We start from the raw sequence: 22,892 nt of genomic DNA on the forward strand, positions 1-22,892 counted from the left end.
TGCGGAGTGTCACCCTCGCGGGGAAAAGTCGCACCTCGGCTAATCGCTGCAGGCCCGGCCCTGCCGCCAACGCGCTCGGATTGCTCACTGTCCGGAGCGGATGTGCATGCGTTCGCCTTGGGGGCCGAATAGGCCGAGCACCTCGGCAGGGATGTCGCCGCGGTTGGCCACGACGTGGGGCGTGCGGGTGTCGAACTCCACGACCTCACCGGGACCGAGGTCGATCTCGCGTCGGTCCAGGACGAGGTGCAGTCGACCTGAGAGTACGTATATCCACTCGTAGCCTTCGTGGACCTGAGGTCGGTATGGCTCAGGCGGGTCGTGCGGGGGGATGACGATCTTGAAGGCCTGCACTCCGCCGGGCCGACGCGTCAGGGGGATGAAGGTCCGCCCGTGGCGGACGATCGGCTTCGCGCGCACCCGGGGATCGCCTGTCTCGGGCGCATCGACGAGCTCGTCCAGCGGCACCTGGTGTACCCGAGACAGCGCCAGCAGGAGCTCGAGGGTCGGCTTTCGTTGCCCGGACTCGAGTCGCGACAGCGTGCTCGTCGAGATGGCGGTGTCAGCAGAGAGGTCAGCGAGAGTCGCCCCGCGCGCGATGCGCAGAGCCCGCAGCCGGGGGCCAACGCCGTCGAGGACGCGACTCGTGTCGTCCGAGGGATTGATCATGGGACCACCTTGCCACAACGGCAAGAAAATTTGCCATGTGTCCGAAGCGGCACCAGTCTGAGGTCATGACCGAGACCCACGACCACGATGGCCACCAGCAGGAGGCCCCGGACTACTTCGAACAGCCCGGCTGGGACAAGCGGTACTCCGGGTCCGAGAAGATCTGGAGCGGCCAGCCCAACCCGCAGCTCGTCGCGGAGGTGAGCGCACTGACGCCCGGCACTGCGCTGGACCTGGGATGCGGCGAGGGTGGCGACGTCATCTGGCTGGCGCAACAGGGATGGACCGTCACCGGCGCCGACTTCTCAGCTGAGGGGCTTGCCCGTGCCGCCCGGCACGCAAAGGAGGCTGGCGTGGCAGATCGGATCGATTGGTGGCAGGTCGACGCTCGCACGTTCGACGCCGGGAGTCGCCGGTTCGATCTGGTGACCACTCACTTCCTGCACCCCGGCGGCTCGATGGTCGACGTCGTGCGCCGGCTCGCCACAGCCGTCGCGCCCGGTGGACATCTGCTCGTCGTCGGGCACGCCCCGTCGGAGACCTTCGCTCAGCTCAGCGCCGAACAGCACCGCGCCATGTGGCACGCCGAGGACCTGCTGCCTGCCCTCGTCGACAACTTTGAGCCAGTGGTGGTCGAAGAACGTCCGCGCGTCGTCGAGCGCGACGGGAAGACCGTCGAGATCGGCGACGCGACACTATTGGTGCGGCGGGTCGGCCCCAACGGCTGACGGCGATGCAGCGCTTGCTCACGGCCATCGTCGCCGATGCAGTGGACCGGATCCATCCAGAGTTCACCCACGCAGAAGCACAACAATCTGACACCATTGCGGTGAAGTGACGCACGAATCCGCCGCGGCTTCGCGCGCTTCGTCTAGGCTCCGAGCGTGGAGGACGTACTTAAGTTCATCGGGCCGGCAGCGCTCGCCGTGATCGTCACCTTGGCCGCTGCCGTTGGGGCCCGCGTGGGGGGCGAGGGCCGTCGGCTGCGACGTGAGCTGAACGCAGATGCGACTTACATCGGCGAGGTAGGTCAGAGTGCTGCGGCCGAGCTGCGTCAAGACATGGACGCAAGGACTCACCAGGTCGTGCTGTTCTCGCAGTTCCCACTCTACAAGTGGCTTGAAGTCCTTCTTTTCGGGTTCAGCGCTGCGTTCGCGTTGGGTATGGCGGCAGGCAACTGGAGCCTCATGACGGGCGACAAAGAGGAGTTCTTCAGTCTAGAAGCGATGTTCGCACCCTACGCAGCCACGCTGCTCGTAGGAGTTCCCACCTGGTATGTCCTGGCTCGGGGTTGGAATCGGAGGGCGAATGCACGGCTGCGCTACGCGGACCATCACTTGAACGCCGACTACGTGAGTGAGCTCGAACTCGCGACCAGCGTTGCGCGGGTCATCACGGTTGTCTCCGGTTTGGTGGTTCTCGTAGCTGTACCGACGGCTGTAGGCGTGGCAATGATGCAGAACCTCAAAAACTTCGCGCCCTCCGACTGGTTGGGGGTGGGAGCCCTAGTCACGTTCGACATTCTGACGATACTGAGTGTCCGCAACGCTATGAAGGACAAAGACTTGGCGATGCGACTGCCGCGCTTCACCACCCTCATGGGGGCGACCACACTAGGCCAGTGGCCCGAGCGACCATGAGCCGATTGACATCGCGTATCGGCGGTAGCGCTTCTCGGTCGGAATCGTTTTGGGTGGAATCTGACACGAGGCGCTACGGGCGCGCAAACCTTGCTCAACCTGAGCCGGCGAGTTCAGAGCCGTCGCATCCATCCAAAACAAGTTTCTATCCTGCTGCGAACATGCCCTTGGCGGCTTCCGCGGCTTCTGAGGAACTTCGGCCACGCCAATGCGGCAAGTTGACGCACCGATCGCCAACACGCATTCATGGCGTGAACGCAACGAGCAACAGGCCAAGACGGACGGGTGCACTAGGCTTCGGTGTCCACGACAAGCAACGCGATAGTTTCAATCATGTCGAAGGAGCAAGCCACGCTAGTTGCCGCGATCATCGCGGCAGTAGCCTCACTTCTCGTTCTAGTTGCGAACCTTCTGGGAACTCGCCGCGCGGAGATGCGAGCAGCCCATCGCACGGCACTGGTCAATCAACTTGAGAGTCTCGGCGAAGGAATCCACGAAACCGCGGCATCAGCGACCATTATCCGACGATTGCATTTGCAGAACGCAGAGACGAAAACTTGGCGTGATGACGACAAGTCTGGATCCGACAAGTTGAAGCTGGTTCGACCGAAGATCAAATACACTCGGTACGCCGTAGACGAACCCCTACGCACCCTCTCGCGCATGCCAGAGTGGATTGCCACGTACAAGTCTGTCAAGCAGACAAACGCCGATGAACTCCTCGAGGAGATGCAAAAGCTGGCCGGCGCGATCGATGAGGCCATTCGGTGGTCGTACAAGCGAGGACTTCCTCCGGGCCCGCTTCGTCGGTGGTGGCTTAAACGTCGGACCAAGCGCGTTCGAACGCTATGGGGTGCCCGTTTCGACGAAGCCGAGCCGCGTTCGGACTAGACGCACGCGGGGGATTGACGCATCGATCCCGATGTCGCGAGCGAACTCGGTGCCTTCGCAAGCCCGAGGTCTTTGTACTCTCCTCTCAAGAGGCCTTCGGGGCCCGCTGGGGCCGGCCCTGATGCCCCACTTCTGAGGTACGACTCCCCCCCCCGCAACAGCGACGAGAGCCCACGCCAGCAAGGCAATGCCGCTAATGGCAGACCAACCCATGCCAGCAGAATTCGCACAACGCCCTTGGAGTAACCCGCCCGCTCATATAACCGAGCAGGCTAGGACAAGATTGGGCGGTACGTGTCGTGATTCGCTTCTCGGCATCTTCAAGGCTGGTCTGGGGAGGCAGACGCCGGGACGTTGACCTGAACATCTGGTTTCGAAGGCGTGACAGCCCAGAGCGACAGGCCGACCAACGCTACTGCCAAGACTAGGAGCGTCTTTCCCGGAGTGAGATCCTTCAGGACTTTGAACGACTCTTCCAGGATCGCGCCTTCGGCCAAACCCTGAGTGTCAATGTCCTCATCTTTGGTCGTCGTCTCCGTGGTCTTAGTCATACGAAAGTCACCCAGAATGAGTCCAAATCCAGCGCCGAGAAGTATCCCCGCCACCGCCATTATCCCTGGTAGGAATGAACCCACCGGATCCTCGAGCCCCGCGATATTCTTCGACATTTGGTAGAAGACAACGCCTCCGACGCCTGCAAGAACAACCCCAGAACCTATCCAGATTTGCCAAGGAAGAATCGGCGCGTCACTGGATTCCTTCGTAGTCTTTTCCGTCATTGGTGAACTCCCATCAGGCGAATCCGGCAGTGTGAGTACGAGCGTCCTAGGGTTGGCTCCCGTGCGCAATCGCCCTTTGGTGTCATCCCAGGCGGGCCTTAGGACCTGCCCCATCCTGAGGGGCATGGGCCGTAAGCTTGTGAGGCGCACTGTTGGAAGGGATGCGTGCGACAGTCAGACAGCCTCGGACACGGGTATTCGCGGGGGTATGACGCGCTTCTCTACATCCACAGGAAAGTCGCCATCCAAGCGTGATGTCGCAACGCAGTCGGAGGCGGCTGTCCGCCTCATCAAGATGCTCAACACAGAACGGCGCGTCGCCCACCCCAGATCTTCTGTCACCCTCGAAACTCGTCCTGTGTCTGAATACATCGACGTTTCGCCTTCCGTTCGCTCGCAGGTGCTTGAGGCACGGGCTCGAGTCAAGTCTGCGAACCAGACCATAGATAACCTGCTTCGAACCGGCGCTCTAGACCCGTCGTTGATCAGCGCGATCCAAGCAGTTGCTGAAGCACTTCGTTTCATCGGTGAGCACGCCCCGCACATAGTTGATGAAGACTCAGGAATCGACGGCCGCATCGATTTCCTATATGCCCTTGATCAGTCGTCGATTGATCAATACGCGGAACACACAGACGACCTTCTGACAGTGCTCAACCTCATCGCGTCCTTCCCTGACGATCTCGACGATCTTGCTGACGCCGCTGAGGAACTACTCAAACGCGTCGTCGGTTTTCTCCGGGACTTATTGGGCCAGGAGTCGCCGATGAACTCTGACCTATGGGTCGGAGTTGAGAGTCAATACACCAACTCGGCTGCAGTACTCAACTCTTTCGCCCTTTGGCGGAGTTCAGTACAGGCGTCGAAGCGTGCCGAGAGTGCCGCCGAAGCTGCGGCAGAGTCCGCTGGAGAAACGGCTCAAACTTCTCTCGCATCCGAATTCGAGTCACTACGGGATGCCGAGAAAAGGATCGCGAACTGGTTTCGACGGTCTACCATCGCGCTCCTGCTTGCAACGTTGGGTTTCGCCGCGTACATAGCTTTCGGGGAGCATGATCGGGCAGCATCTGAAGCCGCGCAGAAGCTCGCTCTGGCGGTGCCTGCAATCTTGCTCGCCGCATACCTCGGTCGAGAGGCAAGCGCGCATCGGCGTACTGCCCACTGGGCCACTGTGATGGTTGCACAGCTGAGGTCGATCCGGGCGTACTCTGCGGAGCTCTCCCCGCAGGGTCGCGACGAGTTGAAGTTGCGCTTCGGATTTCGAGTCTTTTTAGACGCGCCCGCGTTGGGTGGCGCGGATGAAGGTGCCAGCCCACCCAACAGGGACTTGGGGGTAGTCCAAGTTATCCGTGAGGCAAGTGAGGCTGCGCGATCGACTAGGGGAGTTTGAGCCGCGCCGCCTCGCGGGCACGAGCGAAGCCCTTCCTGATTGCTTGTCGGGCACTCGCGGGGAAGGGGACAACACCACATTTCGCGCGCCGGTGAACGCAGCTCTCTGTAACGGCCCTAAAAAGGGGGCCATACTCGCCTGAACACTGGAGTGATTGGAAGGCTAAACCGGGAGGCATCGACTAATTGCGCACGGCTCCGTCGACTGCCCGATGGACACCGTAGACGCCGAGTTCCAGCAACCGATCGAGGATGTCGAGCAGGGCCTTGATGCGTGCGCGGTCGCGAGTCTGCGCCAACCCACGAACCACCAAATCGGAGATGTAGTGAGCATCTCCGGCAGCACCGGTCCTCATGTCGGCCACGTCATCGCCATTGATGTCCAGGAAGCGGTGTGCAGCGAGGTCAACGAGATCGTCGACCTTGTCCGGCGCCTCCTGCAGTGTGATGAGCAGTTGCGGGGTCGCGTGCACGTAGCTCGGTGATTCGATCAAGTCAGCCAAGAATCCGGCGTAAGGGCGCAGGTTGTCTCCACGGAGATGCCCGGCCAGGCTTCCAACTTCCTTCCGAACCTCATCGTCTTCGTCATGCATTAGCTGGCGCAGAGTAGCTAACACGAGGGCTGAGTCAGCGGACCGATCAACCCGAGCGGCGCAGAGCCCAGCCACCCCACGTCGAACTTCCACATCACCAGCGAGCGCTCGTTCCATCGCCGCCGGACGCTCCCATTGCAACGCGGCGAAAGCAGCCACGACGCCGCCCACCTTGCGGACCTCTGCATCTGTCGAGATGAGCATGCGATCGACCACCGGATCGATGACATGCGGGTCGACGTTGCCGATGTAGATCATCAGGTTGTCTAGCATGTCCGAGGCAAGGAGGAGATCGTCGGCCTCGATGAGGTGTTCAAACGCCTCGTACGCCGTTGCCCGTGCATACCGTAGGCAAGCAGCGATTGTGTGCGCAACACAGGCGCGGACACTCAAGACTGGGTCGTTTGCAAGCTCCAGGAGATGGGGGGCTACGAGCTCCGTGCGCGTGCCATCCGGATCATGGATCAGGAGATCTCCGAGCGACTCAGCCAGACTTCCTCGCGACGTGTTGAAGCCGTTTTGGAACAGGTCACGTCCGGTGCGTTCGTCGTCTTGACGTACGAAGACAGGCGAGTTGTCGACAGGGTCAGGAGCATGCCGCGCCCGGTCGAGAACCATCGCCACGATATCTAAGGGTGCCTCGTCAAGGAGGCGACGGACGGCCCAGCCAAGCCAGCGGTCGCCGTCATTGAGGCCGAGGCTCATGACGTGCCGTATCGCATCGAAGACAGCGTGCTGCGTGTCTTCCTCAATGGATGCTTCTCCGAAGCCCCTCAGGATGGCACCGGGATAAGCCTCGTTGGTCGCGGAGGTCAACTGCATTGCTAGTCCAGCGAATCGAAGTGGATCCTCTGTCGTTCGCGCCTTCAGCTGCTCGGCCAACTCACGAGCGCCGCCGACCTCGCTGCCGAAGTCGCGATCATCACTGTCGTGCTTTGCCATGGCCTTCAACCACTGCGCGTTGCTCATCTTCTGTGTGGCTGGGGTGCCGATGGGTGACCCGACCGTGTACGTGATGATGCCGGTCGGGGACTCGGGCACGTCGGAGTCGAACTTGCGCTGATACTCCTGCAGTCTTCGAATTCCTACTGGTGTTAATCGCTGGCGGTCGAGGGCGGACAGGAATTTGAATGCGGTGTGGCCAAACGACCGAAGCCTGTGGCGGGGGTCGGGAGATTTATAGGTGGCGGGAAGGTCACGGAACTGTGCTTCGAGCTGAAGGTGGACCTCGTCTCTGACGATCGGCGCGATGGCCTCAACAACTTCACGTGAGAGCCAGTGCGAATCGGAAAGGTAACCCGCTTCGAGGCGGGTGCCTCCTTGGAGAATCAACTCAGCTGCCCATGAGGCGAAGGTGTCGGCCCCAGCAACCAGAGCGCGATACAACAAGGCCTGCGCCGCGTCTTGTTCGTTGGCGGCCAGGGACTGCAGCATTGGCTCGATGGTTTCCGGCGACGTCTGTGCCCATCGTCCGAGCGCGTCTGCCGCGCCGTTGTACAACGCGTCGTCGACCTTGCCGTAGCTCGCCGTTCGGAACCTGAGGCTGAAGTGCCGATCGCGAAACAGATCTCGTTCGTACCGGTCGTAGCGGGTGGCCTCCATGACTGCCAGCAGATGCGGCACGAATGCTTCCGCGAACGCTTGCGGCTCGGCTTTGCAAGCTGCTTCGATCATTTGAGTGGCGCCATACTCATGTACGCCAAGGAGGGCTACTTTGCCGTCGCCACCGAGCGTCAGCGCAGACGGGCTCTCAACAAAGCAAGTCTTGAGCATCTCGACTGCCCAGAGTGGCTTGTGTTCTGCAAGCTCGTGTGCCGAAAGCCAGAAGTTGTGGTCGGCTGGATTAACGTCGCCGGCACGGAGTGCCTTCAACAGCAGATCGAACAGCTGCCGACGTTGGTGCAGGTCAGCGCGCTGTGTCACCGTACGGAGCCAGCTCACGTAGTCGGGTGATTCATTCCGCGCCTTCAAGAGGTCGGCCACCTCGCCCTCATATCCGGGGCCGGCGTTGCCCATCCAGTCGATGCTCCTTTCTCGCAGTGTGGCGTTGTCACTGTCGAGCCACCCTTCGATGTGATCAAGGGCGTAGAACGGACCGAACCAGCTCGGCCGTGCGAGCTGCCGCCAAAGCTGTTTTGTCAGCGTTGATTCCTTCTCGGCAAGGCGCAGCACAAGTTCGACATCCTCGAACGTCGGAGTGCTCACGTTCGCGAAGACGGCGACCACCGTCTCCTTGATGTGGAAGCGGACATCTGCGCTGTTAAGGACTGCCTCGACCTCGGTCCGGAACCGATCCGGATCTCGCTCACGGAGGAGCTCGAGGATCTGCCGTACCTGCGCTCGTCGGAACAGTTCTTGCTCCTGGGCGCAAAGGAATTCGACCATGGACTGCTCCCGCGACAGCCACTGGCGGGCGAACGCGAAGTCAAAAAAGGTCTCGTGAAAAAAGGACACGCGGTCGTCCTCGATCGCGATGACCTGCTCGGAGGCGAGGACCCGCGCATGTTTGATGAAGTCCCCAGGACCGAGGATCTCGACGGAGACGGACAACGTCTGCTGGTCGCTCGCGGTGTTGGCGATCCGGGCCAGGACGTCATTGAACAGCGTCCCAGGACGCCGCTGCTCAGAGGTTTGTTCCTTGCGCTGCCAGAAGGCTTCGAAGAGCGAGCCTCGAGAGGTGAAGTTCAGGGCGCCTGGCTGGCCGGCGACCGTCTCCAGCAGGACGAGATTGAGCGGTGACCTGAGGAGCGCACGCTGCGTAGGCGTGAGCAAAACGGGATCTAGACCCATGGCCGAGACACTGTCCACCACCGCTTCGTCGGACAGCGGTTCAATGTTTAGGCGTTCGACGTCGTTCCGAGCATCTAGTTTGCGAATGCGATGATCGTTCTCGACGTCGAACAGTCGGCAAGCCAGGATGACGCGCACGCCCTCAACCGCCGCTGCTTCTTGAATGAGATCGGCAATGACGTCGTAGCGCTCCGAGAGGCGCCCGGAAGCTAGCGACACCGCGTCGAGTTGGTCGATGATCAAGATGGCGTCGCGGCCGTCTGCCGCCGTTCGCAGCGCCGCGACCGGCGATGTCGAGAGGCCCAGCTGGGTGCCCAACTCGTTGGTCGAACCGAAAGCGCCGCGGCGGTCAAGCCTGAACGCGAGTACCTCGGCGTCCTGCGCCTCGAACTCGCCTGCCGCCTGGTAAAGCACAGAGCTCTTTCCGCAACCGCCAGCTCCGACGACAAATGCGAGGTGCGTCGTAGCCATGAGGTCGACGAGAGTTGCAGCTTCCTTCCTCTCGATCGGCGGCGAGAGGAGTTCGCGCTCGATCGTGCCGCGCCAGCTCTGGGTCGTCGCCACTACTTGGTCATGGGACGTCCGACGTGCGTCGGAGCCGCGTGGTGTGATGCCATCGCGAGCAAGTGCGTCAAGCAGTTCACGACGCGTCATCCGCTTGCGCAGGTTGTTCAGCAGCACGGCACCTATGGCAACTGCCAGAAGGTCTCCGGTCGCCCCCTCCAAGCTCACCTCAGCGAGCATGGCGTTGGTCGCTACCAGCTGCTCCTCAACTTCAACCTCGATCCACATTCCTCGGAGGATTTGCCACGCTGCCTCAGTAGTTCCGAAGACATTCGCCGCGGTCAACTCATCAAAAGTTGGTCTCAACCCGGGCGTGAGCTGATGCGCAACGAACTGCTGTGCGTCCGCCGATTGCCGCGCCAGGCTGGCCATTACGCGAAGCGCCCCGCTGGGAGTCATAGAACTGAAATGGAATTCACGCCCAGCCGCAACGTGGCGAGCAGCTGCTGCCAACACCCCGCGACCTCTGAGCGCTGCAATCGTCCAGTGATCGGTGATGTTGTTCTGGCGCTTCACCTGGGTCGCCGAAATGTCACCGTGCTCGTTGATGTAGGTGAACTCCGAGCCATCTGCGAGTCCAGGGTCGATCTCTTCGAGCGTAAGACTGCGGCGCCCGTCCATGATGCAGAGCAGAGCGTGACGGATGGCCCAGGCCAGTTCGTACTTGTTGCCGAGCTTGTCGGCGACCCCACCACCGGCGCCAGCCATTCGTAGCGCCGGATCCCGTGGCGTGGGACTTGTCGCGATGTTCGAATGTTCGGATTTCTCGCGTTCTCCTCCAGATGGATACGGAGGAGGGACGCCAGTCATAGCAACAGGCTACTTTCGCCCGACGACAAACACCGCCTTAGACAGCTAGCTCGGCGCGTCAATCTGGGCGATATGACGCAGCACCGGGCCACACCGCCTGGGCAGACAACACCCGCGTTCCTGCGTACCTTTTCAACGGTCGTTTTGACCTGTGCCGCCCGCGACTAGGCTGAGCCTCGTGCGCGCAGCCATAGCGGCCGCGCTCATCCGGTCCGGCCGTCGAACGCAAGCAGGGTTTCCACCAAGGCTGCCGGGTTCTCCTCGGCGATCCAGTGGCCGGCATCGGGGATGCCGACGACCGTGACGTCATCGGCCAGCTCGCGGCCGATCTTCTCGGCTGCGTCGGCGTGGGCCAGACTGGCCGTGCCGTACAGGCCGAGGCACGGGATCGTCAGCTTCCCGCCGTCGCGGACGGCCGCACGGATGTCGTCGGCGTCCTGGTCGAAGGCGCGGTAGAGGTCGAAGCCTGCGCGCATGGCACCGGCCTGTTCGTACGCCGTCGCGTAGGCGGCGGTGTCGACGGCGGTCGGCCTGGCCGCGTGGCGGTCGAAGAAGTACTGCAGGTAGAGGCGTTCTCGCCCCGCGACCAATGCCTCCGGCAGGTCCAGCAGGGCATGGAAGTTGAAGTGCCACTCGATCGCCGAGCCCCGCAGGCGGTCGAACACCTCGGTGCCCGGCTGGCTGGCCTCGCCGTATCCGAGGGCGCGGGTGTCCGCGCGGTACCGGAAGGCGTACGCCGTCGCCACCATCGAGCCGATGTCGTGGCCCAGCACGAAGGCCGGGCGCGTCAGGCCGAGGTGGTCGTGCAGCAGGAGGTGGATGTCCTCGGCCATGGCCCACTTCGTGTAGCCGCCGCGGGGGAGGGTGACGTCTCCTCGGAGGTCCGCGGTCCTTCCTGGGCCGTCGCTGGGCCGGGACGAGTGGCCCGCGCCACGGTAGTCGGGGGCGATCACCCGGTAGCCGGCATCAGCCAGCGGCGCGAGCACATGCCGCCACTGCCACGCGGTCTGCGGATAGCCGTGCAGCAGGACGAGCGCGTCATCCCCTTGTCCGCAGTCGTAGTAGTGCAGACGCACGCCGCTCTCCAGGTAGGCGGAGCCCGTCATCGCGCTCATCCCGTTGTCGACCATTCCTGACCCCCGATCGATCCAGCCCTCGTCGCGGCGGTACCCACGCCGGCAAGACCGAATCAGAGGGAGGCAGCGCCCGAGAACACGTCAGCCAGAGCATCCTCCGCAGCCCCCAGCGCAGCGGCGTGGATGCCGAGCGTGCTGAGGCGGATCTCGGGCAGGTGGATGTCCGCGGACGGGATGCGTTCGGCCAGGACGGCGCTGGCGGCCGGGACGACGTACTCGCCCAGCGGGACGAAGTAGCCGCCGAGGACGATCGCGGCGGGGTCGAGTACCGCGGCAAGGGTGGCGAGACCGCGACCGAGGTCGAGGCCCAGCACCTCGAGGGCCGCGCGCACGCGGACGTCGGTCGAGGCCCGTTCGGCGACGGCGGTCGCGGTCTGCAGTGGAGTGGCGTACTCCTCCATGCCGACCGCGGTGAGCATCGCGCGCAGGCCGACGGAGGCCTCCCAGCAGCCGAGGCGGCCGCAGCCGCACACGGCCGCGGGGTCGCCGATCGGCATGTGGCCGACCTCGCCGGCGAACCCGGCACCGCCTCGCAGCAGCTGGCCGCGCTGGACGATGCCGGCGCCGATGCCGATCGTGCCGGTGATGTAGAGCGAGTCCTGCACGTCGGTCGCGACGCCGTGGGAGGCCTCCGCGAGCGCCGCGCAGTTCGCGTCGTTGTCGATCGTGGTGGGGCAGGCGTGGTCGAACGCGCCCTCCAGCTCTGCAGCGAGCTCGCGCCCGCCCCACCCGAGGTTGGGGGCCCACGAGACCGTCCGGTTGTCGTGGGCGACGAGACCCGGCACCGCCACAGTCGCGCCGACGACCGCGTGGCCGTCGTCGATCAGGGACGTGCGCACGTCGGTCGCGAGCTCGACGAGCTCGCGCGCGCTGGGCGGCTGCCCCGCCGTCGCGACGGATCGTGTCTCCACGACCTTGACGCGACCGGCGAGGTCGAGCGCGACCGCGGCGACGTAGTCGACGTTGACCTCGAGCCCGAGCCCGAGGATCGACTCGCCGGTCAGCGTCACCGGTTTGCCGGGGCGACCGCGCCCGGACGCCGCCGGGGCGGTGACGTCCTCCGTCACCGCCCCGACGACAGCCAGGTCACCGACGATCGTGCCGACGGTGGCCTTGGCGAGTCCGGTGCGCCGGGCCAGCTCCGTGCGCGTGGCAGGCCCCTCGGCCCGCAACGAGCGCAGGACGAGGCCGGTGTTCTGCCTCCGCACCTGCTCGGTGCCGGCCGGCGCACCGGTCGGACTCACGCTCCGCGCACTCCGTACAGGTACTCCAGCGCGAGCTGGTCGAGGTGCTCGAACGCCGCACCGCGGGCCGCCAGCTCCTCGGGATCGGCCAGCTCGGCCCTCTCCAGGTCGGCCCAGCTCTCGCCCTCGGACAGCGTCGGCACGGCGAGCTCGGGCAGCTTGGCCACCTCGAGCGCGGCCTGCACCTCGGGATCGGCGCGGAACGCCTTCACCTTGTCCCGCAGGATGAGATAGTTGGTCATGTTCGCGGCCGCCGCGTCCCAGACGCCCTTGTCGTCCTCGGTGCGCGGGGTCTTGAAGTCGAAGTGCACCGGACCGTCGTAGCCGCCCGCGAGCAGCGTGTCGACGACCCAGAAGGCACCGCGGACGTTGCCCGCACCGAAGCGGAAGTCCTGGTCGTAGCGGGGACCGGTCTGGCCGTTGAGGTCGATGTGGAAGAGCTTGCCCTGCCACATGGCCTGCGCGTAGCCGTGCGCAGCGTTGAGGCCGGCCATCTCCTCGTGCCCGATCTCGGGGTTGACGCCCACGTTCTCGGAGCGGTCGAGGGTGTTGATGAACGCCAGCGCGTGGCCGATGGTCGGCAGCAGGATGTCGCCGCGGGGCTCGTTGGGCTTGGGCTCGATCGCGAACTTCAGGTCGTAGCCCTTGTCGTGCACGAACTCACCGAGGACGTTGAACGCCTCGCGGTAGCGGTCGAGCGCGGCGGCGATGTCCTTGGCGGCGCCGCTCTCGGCGCCCTCACGGCCGCCCCAGGCGACGTAGACCTTGGCGCCGAGCTCGGCGGCCAGGTCGATGTTGCGCATGACCTTGCGGATCGCGAAGCGACGGACGTCGCGGTCGTTGGACGTGAAGCCACCGTCCTTGAAGACCGGGTGCGTGAACAGGTTGGTGGTCGCGGTGGTGACGACCAGGCCGGTGTCGGCCAGGCCCTTCTTCCAGCGCGTGATGATCGCCTCGCGGCCGGCGTCGTCCGTGCCGAAGGGGATCAGGTCGTCGTCGTGGAAGTTGACGCCGTACGCACCGAGGCGCGCGAGGTTCTCCAGTGCGTACACCGGGTCCATCTCGGCGCGCGTGGGCTCGCCGAACGGGTCGCGTCCGGGGTAGGCGACGGTCCAGAGGCCGAAGGAGAACTTGTCCTCGGGTGTGGGGGTGGGGATGGTCATGAGCTGCCTATCTGTTGGGTGGAGGTGACCGGTCAGGACCAGTCGGCCGTACGGTCGCGCAGCCGTGCGTAGGCCTCACGCACGAGAGGGGTCGGTTCAGCGGTGTGGGTCTCGGCGGTGGCCGCGGCCCAGGTGGGGGGTTCGGTCGAGCCGCTCAGCGCCCAGGCGGCTTGGCGGGCCGCGCCGAGGGCGACGTACTCGTCCGGGGCGGGCACCGTGACCGGGGCGCCGAAGATCGCGGGAGCGAGGGCGTGGACGGCGGGGTTGCCGGCCGCGCCGCCGACGAGCAGGATCCGCTGGGCGGGGACGCCGGTCATGCCGGTCAGCAGGTCGACGCCGTCGGCCAGCGAGCACAGCAGCGCCTCGAACGCCGCGCGGGCGATGTCCTCACGGGTGGTGGACGACGTGAGCCCGCTCCAGGTGCCGGTGGCGTCGGGACGGTTGGGGGTGCGCTCGCCGTCGTAGTACGGCAGCAGCGTCAGGCCGTTGGCACCCGACGGTGCCATCAGGGCGAGGCGGCCGAGCTCGTCGTGGTCGACGCCGAGCAGGCGGCACTGCAGGTCGAGGATGCGCGCGGCGTTCATGGTCGTGGCCATGGGCAGGAAGCGCCCGGTGGCGTCGGCGAAGCCGGTCACGGATCCACTGCCGTCGGCGATGCGGGTGTCGCTGATCGAGGACGCGACCCCCGAGGTGCCGATCGACACGATGACGTCGCCCGGCTGCACGTCGAGCGCGAGCGCCGCGGCCATGTTGTCGCCCGTGCCGGCGCCCACGACCAGGCCGGAGGCCGTGCGGTGGGCGACCTCGGACGGGGCGGCGATGCGGGGGAGCGAGACCGGGTGGCCGAGGGCCGCCTCGGCGAGGTCGGGACGCCACGCGTTGTCCGCGGGGGAGAAGTAGCCGGTCCCGGACGCGTCGCCGCGGTCGGTGAAGGCCTCGCCGCCGGTGACGTGCCGCGACACGTAGTCGTGGGGGAGCAGCACCTCGTGCGTGCGCTTCGCCGCGTCGGGCTCGTGGTCGCGCAGCCAGCGCAGCTTGGTCGAGGTGAAGGACGCCACCAGGACGCTGCCGACCGTGTCGGCGCACGCGTCGGGGCCGCCGAGCTCGTCGATGAGGTCGCGGGCCTCGCGGGCCGAGCGGGTGTCGTTCCACAGGATCGCGTCGAACACCGGCTCGCCGGCCGCATCCAGCGCGACCATGCCGTGCTGCTGGCCGCCGACCGCCATCGCGGACGCCCGGGGGAGCAGCCCGTCCGTCGCGCGGTCGAAGGCCTCGAGCCAGGCACGCGGGTCGACCGACGTGCCGTTCGGGTGCTTCGCGGACTGCTGCGCGACGACCTCGCCGGTCGCGGCATCGACGAGGACGGCCTTCGTCGACTGGGTGGAGGAGTCGACGCCGAGAACAAGGTCAGATGCCATTCACCCTGTTTAATACGAGTCTTGAACTAAGTCAAGGGTATCGACGACGTGAACTGCTCGCGCCGTCACGCTCAGACCGCGAGGGCGCGCTGCGGCCGGGCACCGGCGCCCGCGGCACGTCGGGACACCCAGCGGTCCCGGCACGCGACGGCGGTGTCCGGGTGGTCGGAGAAGACCGCGTCGATCCCCGCGTCGAGCAGCGCGCGGTACTCCGGGTCGGCGAAGCCGATCTCGTCGTCCATGCCCGTGCGCAGCGAGGGCGGCAGGTACCGGTTCTCGCTGCGCAGCGTCCAGGCGTACACCGCCAGACCTGCGCCGTGCGCGCGCTCGACCAGCCGGGACTCCCGCCGAGGAGAACGGCTCGTCGCGGGACGCACCACCATGTTCTTGTGCACCGCCAGGGCGGCGGCGTACGTGGAGATCTGCTCCAGGCCGCCGAGCCGCATCAGCTCGGCGGACGAGCACACCAGCTGGACCGTGGGCAGGTCGGTGCGGGCCGCCAGCGACCGCAGCACCGAGTCGTCGTCCGCCTCGACCTGGATCGGGACGTCCGGCAGGTACGCGGCGCAGCGCCGCAGCGTGTCCAGCAGCAGGTCGTCGAGGGGAGCGCCCGTCTCGGCGAAGTGCCGGGCGCTCTTCAGCTCCAGGCAGAGGCCAACTCGCGTGCCCCGCTCGCGGTTGTGGGCGGCCAGGAGCGCGATCGTGTCGTCGAGCGTGAGGAGCGACTCGTCCGTCCACCGGGTGTTGTGGCTGCGGAGGATCGGATGGCGCTCGCGGGCCCGCAGCGAGCCGAGCTCCTCGAGCGTGAGGTCCTCGCTGAACCAGCCGGTGTGCGGGCGGCCGTCGATCATCTTCGTGGTCCGGCGGTCACGCAGGGCGGCGACCTTCTTGACGTTCGTCGTGCGGGAGAGCTCGTTCTCGTGACGGCACAGCAGATAGCCGTCGGCGGTGGGCACGAGGTCCGGCTCGATCAGGTCGACGCCGCACTCCATCGCGATGCGGTACGACCGCTCGGTGTGCTCGACGGCGTACCCGGGCGCGCCGCGGTGCCCGATGACCAGGGGAGAGCGGGTCTGTTCGTGGCTCATGGCACCAGCGTCGCCCCCCACCATGACGCCCGGACGACGGTCACGCGTCCCCCGGGTGAACGTCCGCTGCCGAGATGTCCTCGTAGGCTGGCGGGATGACGATCCACTCCGACCACCCGTTCGTCCCGCCGGAGGGTGACCGCGACCCGCTGCGCCGGCTGCGCGGCCGGATGCCCGCCCCCGTCACGGTGTGGACGACCGGGACCGGACGGGACCGCGCGGGCCTGACGATCTCGTCCGTCCTGGTGGCGAACGGGGAGCCGCCCCGGGTCCTCGGCCTGGTGGACGCCGACTCGTCGTTCTGGGACGAGGATCCCGAGTCCTGGGTGGTCAACGTGCTGGGCGCCGAGCACCGCTTCCTCGCCGACGCCTTCGCCGGCACGGCACCGGCGCCGGGTGGTCCGTTCACGCTGGGCGGCTGGTCGGACGGCGACTGGGGCCCGGTCCTGGCCGACACCTCCGGGTGGCTGGGCGTGCGCCGCGCCGACGTCGAGCCGCGTGAGGTCGGCTGGGGGCTGCTCGTGGAGGGCACGATCGAGCACGTCGAGGTGGGGGCGGCCGACGCCATGATGCACCTGCGCGGTCGCTATCTGGAGGCACGACCCAGCACACTCGGGTGACGTCGATAGACTGATCCTCATGGCAGACGGAGGGAAGACAGCGACAGGGATCCTGGGCAGGCTGTCGGGACCCGCCGACCTCCGCGATCTGGACGAGGACGAGCTCAACCAGCTCGCCGCCGAGATCCGTGAGCTGCTGATCGTCTCGGTGGCCTCCAACGGCGGGCATCTCGGCCCCAATCTCGGTGTCGTCGAGCTCGGCATGGCGATCCACCGGGTGTTCGAGTCCCCGAAGGACCGGGTCGTGTGGGACACCGGCCACCAGTCGTACGTCCACAAGATGCTGACGGGCCGCGCGGGCGAGTTCGGCGCGCTGCGCACCGAGGGCGGTCTGTCGGGCTACCCCAGCCGCGCTGAGTCCGAGCACGACTGGGTCGAGAACTCGCACGCGTCCACGAGCCTGTCCTACGCCGACGGCATGGCCAAGGCGAACCTGCTGCAGGGCAAGGGCGACCACGTCGTCGCGGTCATCGGCGACGGCGCGCTCACCGGCGGCATGGCCTGGGAGGCGCTCAACAACATCGCCGCCGACCAGGACCGCCGCCTCGTCGTGATCGTCAACGACAACGGCCGCTCCTACACGCCGACCGTGGGCGGGCTCGCCAACCGGCTCACCGAGATCCGCACGAACCCCAAGTACGAGACCACGCTCAGCGCGATCCGGGAGCGACTCAACCGCACCCCCTTCGGCGGCAGCCAGGCGTACGAGGCGCTGCACGCGATCAAGAAGGGCATGAAGGACGCGCTCGCACCGCAGGGCATGTTCGAGGACCTCGGGCTGAAGTACATCGGCCCGGTCGACGGGCACGACCGGGCATCGGTGGAGCGCGCGCTCGCGCAGGCCAAGAAGTTCGGTGGCCCGGTCCTCGTGCACGTGCTGACGACCAAGGGCCAGGGCTACGACATCGCCGTGGCCAACGAGAACGACCAGATGCACCAGGCGAGCCCGTTCGACCGGGCGACCGGTGAGGCGGTCACGATCGCCCCCGCCGGCTGGACGTCGGTGTTCCGCGACGAGATCGTCCGCATCGCCGACGAGCGTCCCGACGTCGTCGGCATCACCGCCGCGATGCTCTACCCGGTGGGCCTCGACGCGTTCGCCGACAAGTTCCCCGACCGGGTGTTCGACGTCGGCATCGCCGAGCAGCACGCGGTCACCAGCGCGGCGGGCCTCGCGATGGCCGGGATGCACCCCGTCGTGGCGGTCTACGCGACGTTCATCAACCGGGCGTTCGACCAGGTCCTGCTCGACGTCGCGCTGCACAAGTGCGGCGTCACGTTCGTGCTCGACCGGGCCGGGGTCACCGGCGACGACGGCGCGAGCCACAACGGCATGTGGGACATGTCGCTGCTGCAGATCGTCCCCGGTCTGCGCCTGGCCGCACCGCGCGACGGCTTCCAGCTGCGCGAGCTCCTGCGCGAGGCCGTGGACGTCGACGACGCACCCACCGTCATCCGGTTCGCCAAGGGCGCGGTCTGCAAGGACCTGCCCGCGATCGAGCGCATCGGCACGTTCGACGTGCTGTCGCGCGACGACGCACGCGACGTGCTCGTGGTCGCGGTGGGCGCGTTCGGCCACCTCGGCGCCGAGGCCGCCGACCTGATCCGTGAGGCGGGCTACGGCGTCACCGTCGTCGACCCGCGCTGGAGCAAGCCGTTCGACCCCGCCTTGGTCGAGATGGCCGGCGACTACGACCTCGTCGTCACCGTCGAGGACAACGGACGCCAGGGTGGCGTGGGGATGGCGTACACGCTCGCGGTCCGCGACGCCGACATCGAGACGCCCATCCGGGTGCACGGCATCGAGCAGGAGTTCCTCGACCACGCCAAGCGGGACGTCATCCTCGGTCGGCTGGGACTCACCGCCCAGGCCGTGGCCGACGACACCCTCGCGCGGCTGGGTCGGAATAGCGCGAACGGGTGAGTGGTTGACCATGGCGATGATGAACTGGCGCTCACGACGATCCTCTGACCAGACCCGCCGCAACGACGGCAGCGGTCCGGTGCTGATTCACGCGCTCGACGGCTTCCTCGGAGCCGGTTCGGCCGCACGCCTCGCCGCTGCGCAGCTGCGCACCGGCAACGGCGAGGTCATCCACGAGTTCGACCTCGACGAGATGTTCGACTACCGGGCCCGCCGCCCCATGATCGGCTTCCGCGAGAACCACTACGCCGACTACGACGAGCCGAAGCTGCAGGTCGTGCTGGAGCACGACGCCAACGGCACGCCGTACTTCCTGCTGGCCGGCCCGGAGCCCGACTTCCAGTGGGAGCGCTTCGTCGCCGACGTGCACGACGTCATCGAGGAGCACGACGTCCCGCTGACGCTGGGGCTCGGCGCCGTCCCGATGGGCGTCCCGCACACCCGCCCGTCCATGATCACCGCCCACGGCACCCGTCCCGAGCTGGTCGACCGGCAGAACCTGTGGTCCGCCCAGGTGACGGTGCCGTCGTCGGCGCAGTCGCTGCTGGAGTACCGCCTCGGCCAGTGGGGCCACGACGCCGCCGGCTACGTCGTCCACGTGCCGCACTACCTGGCCCAGATCGACTACCCGACGGCCGCGCTCGCACTGATCGACGCGCTCGTGGACCGCACAGGTCTCGCGATCGACGTCGACTCGCTGCGTGCCCGCCAGGGTGAGGCGCTCAAGGAGATCGAGCAGCAGATCGAGGAGCAGGGTGGCACCGAGCTGCTCGGCGGCCTCGAGGAGCAGTACGACGCGTTCACCCGCGGCGCCGCCCAGTCGCTGCTGGCCAGCGACGAGGACCTGCCGAGCGGCGACGAGCTCGCCGACCAGTTCGAGCAGTTCCTTGCGCGCCAGCGCAAGGACGATCAAAGCTAGGCTTGCGCGCCAGCGCAAGGACGATCAGAGCTAGGCGCAGGGCCGGTACGATCAAGGGGTGCCCGCATCTCTGTCTGACGTCATTGGCCTCCTCGACCTCGAGCAGCTGGAGGTAGGGCTCTTCCGTGGTTCGCAGCCCGAGGGGTCGTCGCTCAAGCGCGTCTTCGGTGGCCAGGTCGCGGCGCAGGCCCTCATGGCCGCGCAGCACACCGTGCCGGAGGACCGCCACGTGCACTCGCTGCACCTGTACTTCATCCTCGGCGGCGATCCGACCATCCCGATCGTGTACGACGTCGAGAACGTCCGCGACGGCCGCTCGTTCACCACGCGCCGGGTCGCGGCCCGTCAGCACGGCGAGATCATCTTCTACATGACCGCGTCGTTCCAGGTCGTCGAGGACGGCTGGGACCATCAGGACGTGATGCCGCCGGTGCCGTCGCCCGACGAGTCGACGCCGCTGGTCGACATCATCGCGATGCGGGGGCCCGAGGCGACCGAGCACTGGAAGAAGGAGTGGTCGTCGTTCGACATGCGCTACATCGGCGACAACCGTCCGGCCGACGACCCGCAGCGGGCGCTGGTGCCGGCCGTGCAGCGGCTGTGGTTCCGGGCCGACGGCACGCTGCCGGAGTCCCGGCAGATCCACAACGCGGCCTTCGCCTACATCAGCGACCTGAGCCTGCTCGGTGCCAGCCTGGTGCCGCACGCGCAGTTCATCGGCTCGCCGGAGGTGCAGCCGGCGTCCCTGGACCACACGATCTGGTTCCACCGCCCGGTCGCCGCCGACCAGTGGCTCCTGTACGACCAGACGTCCCCGTCCGCCTCGGGGGCCCGCGGCCTCAGCACCGCCCGGGTGTTCTCCGAGGACGGCATCCTGGTGGCCACGGTCGCCCAGGAGGGCCTGATCCGGCGGGTCACCAAGCGCGACTGAGGCCCCGAGGGGCGGTCAGACGCCGGGGACGACCCTTCCGACCAGGTGCGTGACGGGCTTCTTGCCGCCCTTGACGCCGAACGTGAGCACGTCGCCCTCGCGACGTGAGCCGAAGACGACCGTGCCGGGCAGCAGGATCGGCTTGCGGAACTCCACGTCGTTCGTGAACGCGTCGGGCAGCTTGTTCTGCACCGCGGCGAGGCTGCGCGCGAGCGTCCACATGCCGTGCGCGATGTTCGTCGGGAAGCCGAACGCCCTCGCGGTCAGCGGGTAGAGGTGGATCGGGTTGCGGTCGCCGGACACCGCGCCGTAGCGGCGGCCCAGGTCGCCGGCGAGCTTCCAGTGCACGACGCCGTCGGGCGCCTCGACGCCCGCGAGCGGTGCACCGGTGGTCTCGGCCGATCCGCCCTTGTGGCGGGAGAACAGCGTCATGACCTCGTCCCACACGACCTCGTCGCCGACCGACACCGTGGTGACGATGTCGATGAGCGAGCCCTTCGGGTGCGGACGCAGGTCGGCCGCCCGCACACTGACGTCGAAGGCCTCCTTGACCCGGATGCGGCGGTGCTGGCGGATCGTGTTGCGCAGGTGCACCAGGCCCATCGGCGCGAACGGGAACGCCGTGTCGGTCATCAGCGTCATGTGCAGCCCGAACGCCGCCATGTGCGGGTAGGGCGTGGGCAGGAAGTCGCTGCGCGGGAACCCGCAGACCTCGTTGTAGGTGTCGAGGTGCCGGCGGTCGGTGACGACCTCGTTGCGCTGCAGCACCAGGTCGGGCGTGGTGCCCGACGCGTGCTTGACGCCGGGCAGGCTGCCGACCACGGGCAGCGCCGGCAGCGCCGCCTTCAGCATCAGCGGGACCGTGGCGGGCGCCTTCTCGAAGACGCGGGTGGGCATGTCAGGCGCCGATCAGGGCCTGGCCGCAGACCCGGACGACGTTGCCCGAGATCGCGGACGAGCCCGGGTTGGCGTACCAGGCGATGGCCTCGGCGACGTCGATCGGCTGACCACCCTGGGACAGCGAGCTCAGCCGGCGTCCGGCCTCGCGGATGCCGATCGGCATGGTCTTGACCATGTCGGTCTCGATGAAGCCCGGGGCGATCGCGTTGACCGTGATGCCGTCCTTGGCCACGCGCTTGGACAGGTCCTGGACGAAGCCGATGACGCCCGCCTTGGCGGTGCCGTAGCTGGTCTGGCCGTTGTTGCCCGCGATGCCGGCGATCGAGGAGATGCCGATGACGCGTCCGCCGCGGCGGATGAGCCCTTGGTCGAGCAGCTCGGCGGTGATGCGCTGGGGGGCGCCCACGCTGATGTCGATGACCAGGTTCCAGTTCTCGGTCTTCATGTTCTTCAGACGCTTGTCGCGGGTGATGCCGGCGTTGTGGACCACGATGTCGACACCGCCGTGGGCGTCCTTGAGGGCCTGGGCGATGACCTTCGGGGCGTCCTCGGCCGTGATGTCCTCGGCGATCGAGGTGCCGTCCAGCTCGGTCATGAGCGCGTCCAGGTCGTCCTTCAGCGCGGGGACGTCGAGGCCGACGATCGCGGCGCCGTCACGGTGCAGCGTGCGGGCCATGGCGGCGCCCAGGCCGCGGGAGGCGCCGGTGATGAGTGCGACCTTGCCGGCCAGCGGCTTCGCCGGGTCGGCGACCGCGTCGGCGTCCACGAGGTCGGTGAGCCCCAGGCGGATGACTTGGCCGGACACGAACGCGGACTTGGGGGAGAGCAGGAACTCCAGCGTCGAGCCGAGCGCTCCCTCGGAGCCCTCGCCGACGTACACCAGGTTGGCGGTGCTGCCGTTGCCGCCGATCTCCTTGCCGGCGGAGCGGACGAAGCCCTCGAGCGAGCGCTGCGCGATGGCGGCGGTCTCGGAGTCGGTCTGCTCGGGGAGCCGGCCGATGACGATGAAGCGGCCGGAGCGGGCGAGGCTGCGCATCGCGGGGGTGAAGAACTGCTGCATGACGGCGAGGCCGGCGGTGTCGGTGATGCCGGTGGCGTCGAAAACGAGGCCCTTGTACTTCTTGGCGTCCGCGCGGACGCCAACGACGTCGATGCCGCTGGCCTTCAGCGTCGCGTTGAGCGAGGTGCCGAGCGTGCCCTTGGGGGCGGCGCCGATGAGGACCGTGCCCTTGACCAGCGGGTCACCCTCGGTCCAGCGCTCCAGGACCGGGGGGTTGGGCAGACCCAGGTTCTTGACGACGAACTGTCCGATCGGGTTGTGCGCCAGCGACTGGTAGTGGTCGGTCATGAGCTGGGTGTGTCCTATCTCTCGGATACCATTGGTATCTGGAATGCTGCTGAAACTGTAACCTCAGAATTCAGCG

The 22,892-nt window shown here is 66.8% G+C and carries 18 protein-coding genes; 8 read left to right on the forward strand and 10 right to left on the reverse strand.

Annotated elements, in window-relative coordinates; genetic code table 11:
- Positions 1–84 precede the first annotated feature (84 nt).
- Complete coding sequence (locus C3E78_RS08025; protein WP_108577794.1) at positions 85–669, reverse strand: helix-turn-helix domain-containing protein; 585 nt, start codon at positions 667–669, stop codon at positions 85–87.
- Between the two features lie 65 nt (positions 670–734).
- On the opposite strand from C3E78_RS08025, the gene C3E78_RS08030 reads away from it, so the two are divergent.
- The 3 genes from C3E78_RS08030 to C3E78_RS18270 all read left to right on the forward strand — a co-directional run bounded on the left by C3E78_RS08030 (position 735) and on the right by C3E78_RS18270 (position 3,200).
- Complete coding sequence (locus C3E78_RS08030) at positions 735–1,397, forward strand: class I SAM-dependent methyltransferase (protein ID WP_108577795.1); 663 nt, start codon at positions 735–737, stop codon at positions 1,395–1,397.
- Between the two features lie 156 nt (positions 1,398–1,553).
- Positions 1,554–2,309 (forward strand): hypothetical protein, encoded by a 756-nt coding sequence (locus C3E78_RS08035; RefSeq protein ID WP_135804872.1) that lies wholly within the window; start codon positions 1,554–1,556, stop codon positions 2,307–2,309.
- A 333-nt stretch (positions 2,310–2,642) separates the two neighbouring features.
- The gene (locus tag C3E78_RS18270) at positions 2,643–3,200 is read left to right on the forward strand and encodes a hypothetical protein (protein ID WP_135804873.1); all 558 of its coding nucleotides are present in this window, start codon (positions 2,643–2,645) and stop codon (positions 3,198–3,200) included.
- A gap of 320 nt (positions 3,201–3,520) precedes the next feature.
- Here the strand turns inward: C3E78_RS18270 and C3E78_RS18275 are convergent, their stop codons facing one another.
- Positions 3,521–3,979, reverse strand: coding sequence for a hypothetical protein (locus C3E78_RS18275; RefSeq protein WP_135804874.1), 459 nt, complete (start codon positions 3,977–3,979; stop codon positions 3,521–3,523).
- Positions 3,980–4,337: 358 nt separating this feature from the next.
- Here C3E78_RS18275 and C3E78_RS18280 point away from each other — a divergent pair, with 358 nt between their 5' ends.
- Complete coding sequence (locus C3E78_RS18280) at positions 4,338–5,369, forward strand: hypothetical protein (RefSeq protein WP_135804875.1); 1,032 nt, start codon at positions 4,338–4,340, stop codon at positions 5,367–5,369.
- A gap of 181 nt (positions 5,370–5,550) precedes the next feature.
- Here the strand turns inward: C3E78_RS18280 and C3E78_RS08045 are convergent, their stop codons facing one another.
- The 6 genes from C3E78_RS08045 to C3E78_RS08070 all read right to left on the reverse strand — a co-directional run bounded on the left by C3E78_RS08045 (position 5,551) and on the right by C3E78_RS08070 (position 16,174).
- Entirely contained in the window at positions 5,551–10,125 is a 4,575-nt protein-coding gene (locus C3E78_RS08045; protein WP_199906969.1) for an nSTAND1 domain-containing NTPase, read from the reverse strand.
- Positions 10,126–10,328: 203 nt separating this feature from the next.
- Entirely contained in the window at positions 10,329–11,231 is a 903-nt protein-coding gene (locus tag C3E78_RS08050) for an alpha/beta fold hydrolase (RefSeq protein ID WP_235833720.1), read from the reverse strand.
- 83 nt (positions 11,232–11,314) lie between these two features.
- Positions 11,315–12,505: an ROK family protein gene (locus C3E78_RS08055; RefSeq protein WP_108577800.1), complete on the reverse strand. Its 1,191-nt coding sequence runs from the start codon at positions 12,503–12,505 to the stop codon at positions 11,315–11,317.
- On the reverse strand, positions 12,502–13,668 hold the full coding sequence (xylA, locus tag C3E78_RS08060; protein WP_108577801.1) for a xylose isomerase: 1,167 nt from the start codon (positions 13,666–13,668) through the stop codon (positions 12,502–12,504). Before xylA ends, C3E78_RS08055 begins: the two co-directional genes overlap by 4 nt.
- 32 nt (positions 13,669–13,700) lie before the next feature.
- On the reverse strand, positions 13,701–15,086 hold the full coding sequence (gene xylB, locus C3E78_RS08065) for a xylulokinase (RefSeq protein WP_108577802.1): 1,386 nt from the start codon (positions 15,084–15,086) through the stop codon (positions 13,701–13,703).
- Positions 15,087–15,157: 71 nt separating this feature from the next.
- Positions 15,158–16,174, reverse strand: a complete 1,017-nt coding sequence (locus tag C3E78_RS08070; RefSeq protein WP_159085843.1) for a glycerophosphodiester phosphodiesterase family protein — start codon at positions 16,172–16,174, stop codon at positions 15,158–15,160.
- A gap of 95 nt (positions 16,175–16,269) precedes the next feature.
- Between C3E78_RS08070 and C3E78_RS08075 the strand changes: the two genes are divergently transcribed.
- The 4 genes from C3E78_RS08075 to C3E78_RS08090 are packed head-to-tail and all read left to right on the forward strand — an operon-like array spanning position 16,270 to position 20,568.
- Positions 16,270–16,794 carry a flavin reductase family protein gene (locus C3E78_RS08075; protein ID WP_108577804.1) on the forward strand — a complete coding sequence of 175 codons (525 nt, stop codon included), beginning with the start codon at positions 16,270–16,272 and terminating at the stop codon, positions 16,792–16,794.
- Positions 16,795–16,813: 19 nt separating this feature from the next.
- A complete protein-coding gene (gene dxs / locus C3E78_RS08080; RefSeq protein ID WP_108577805.1) occupies positions 16,814–18,718 on the forward strand; it encodes a 1-deoxy-D-xylulose-5-phosphate synthase in 1,905 nt (634 codons plus the stop codon).
- A 10-nt stretch (positions 18,719–18,728) separates the two neighbouring features.
- Positions 18,729–19,637 carry a PAC2 family protein gene (locus C3E78_RS08085; RefSeq protein ID WP_235833721.1) on the forward strand — a complete coding sequence of 303 codons (909 nt, stop codon included), beginning with the start codon at positions 18,729–18,731 and terminating at the stop codon, positions 19,635–19,637.
- A gap of 58 nt (positions 19,638–19,695) precedes the next feature.
- Positions 19,696–20,568, forward strand: coding sequence for an acyl-CoA thioesterase (locus C3E78_RS08090; RefSeq protein WP_108577806.1), 873 nt, complete (start codon positions 19,696–19,698; stop codon positions 20,566–20,568).
- Positions 20,569–20,583: 15 nt separating this feature from the next.
- Here C3E78_RS08090 and C3E78_RS08095 read toward each other — a convergent pair whose 3' ends face one another.
- Entirely contained in the window at positions 20,584–21,465 is an 882-nt protein-coding gene (locus C3E78_RS08095) for a MaoC family dehydratase (RefSeq protein WP_108577807.1), read from the reverse strand.
- A gap of 1 nt (position 21,466) precedes the next feature.
- The gene (locus C3E78_RS08100; protein WP_108577808.1) at positions 21,467–22,816 is read right to left on the reverse strand and encodes a 3-oxoacyl-ACP reductase; all 1,350 of its coding nucleotides are present in this window, start codon (positions 22,814–22,816) and stop codon (positions 21,467–21,469) included.
- Positions 22,817–22,892: the final 76 nt, after the last annotated feature.

Origin of the sequence: Aeromicrobium chenweiae (genome assembly GCF_003065605.1) — a bacterium.
GTDB lineage: Bacteria > Actinomycetota > Actinomycetes > Propionibacteriales > Nocardioidaceae > Aeromicrobium > Aeromicrobium chenweiae.

What these genes read in the sequence shown, in the direction of transcription:
- C3E78_RS08085 (WP_235833721.1), top strand. Translation starts at nt 18,729, where the DNA reads ATGGCGATGATGAACTGGCGCTCACGACGATCCTCTGACCAGACCCGC.
- C3E78_RS08045 (WP_199906969.1), bottom strand. Translation starts at nt 10,125, where the DNA reads ATGACTGGCGTCCCTCCTCCGTATCCATCTGGAGGAGAACGCGAGAAA.
- C3E78_RS18275 (WP_135804874.1), bottom strand. Translation starts at nt 3,979, where the DNA reads ATGACGGAAAAGACTACGAAGGAATCCAGTGACGCGCCGATTCTTCCT.
- xylA (WP_108577801.1), bottom strand. Translation starts at nt 13,668, where the DNA reads ATGACCATCCCCACCCCCACACCCGAGGACAAGTTCTCCTTCGGCCTC.
- C3E78_RS08050 (WP_235833720.1), bottom strand. Translation starts at nt 11,231, where the DNA reads ATGACGGGCTCCGCCTACCTGGAGAGCGGCGTGCGTCTGCACTACTAC.
- C3E78_RS08025 (WP_108577794.1), bottom strand. Translation starts at nt 669, where the DNA reads ATGATCAATCCCTCGGACGACACGAGTCGCGTCCTCGACGGCGTTGGC.
- C3E78_RS08030 (WP_108577795.1), top strand. Translation starts at nt 735, where the DNA reads ATGACCGAGACCCACGACCACGATGGCCACCAGCAGGAGGCCCCGGAC.
- C3E78_RS08070 (WP_159085843.1), bottom strand. Translation starts at nt 16,174, where the DNA reads ATGAGCCACGAACAGACCCGCTCTCCCCTGGTCATCGGGCACCGCGGC.
- C3E78_RS08095 (WP_108577807.1), bottom strand. Translation starts at nt 21,465, where the DNA reads ATGCCCACCCGCGTCTTCGAGAAGGCGCCCGCCACGGTCCCGCTGATG.
- xylB (WP_108577802.1), bottom strand. Translation starts at nt 15,086, where the DNA reads ATGGCATCTGACCTTGTTCTCGGCGTCGACTCCTCCACCCAGTCGACG.
- C3E78_RS18270 (WP_135804873.1), top strand. Translation starts at nt 2,643, where the DNA reads ATGTCGAAGGAGCAAGCCACGCTAGTTGCCGCGATCATCGCGGCAGTA.
- C3E78_RS08075 (WP_108577804.1), top strand. Translation starts at nt 16,270, where the DNA reads ATGACGATCCACTCCGACCACCCGTTCGTCCCGCCGGAGGGTGACCGC.
- C3E78_RS08100 (WP_108577808.1), bottom strand. Translation starts at nt 22,816, where the DNA reads ATGACCGACCACTACCAGTCGCTGGCGCACAACCCGATCGGACAGTTC.
- dxs (WP_108577805.1), top strand. Translation starts at nt 16,814, where the DNA reads ATGGCAGACGGAGGGAAGACAGCGACAGGGATCCTGGGCAGGCTGTCG.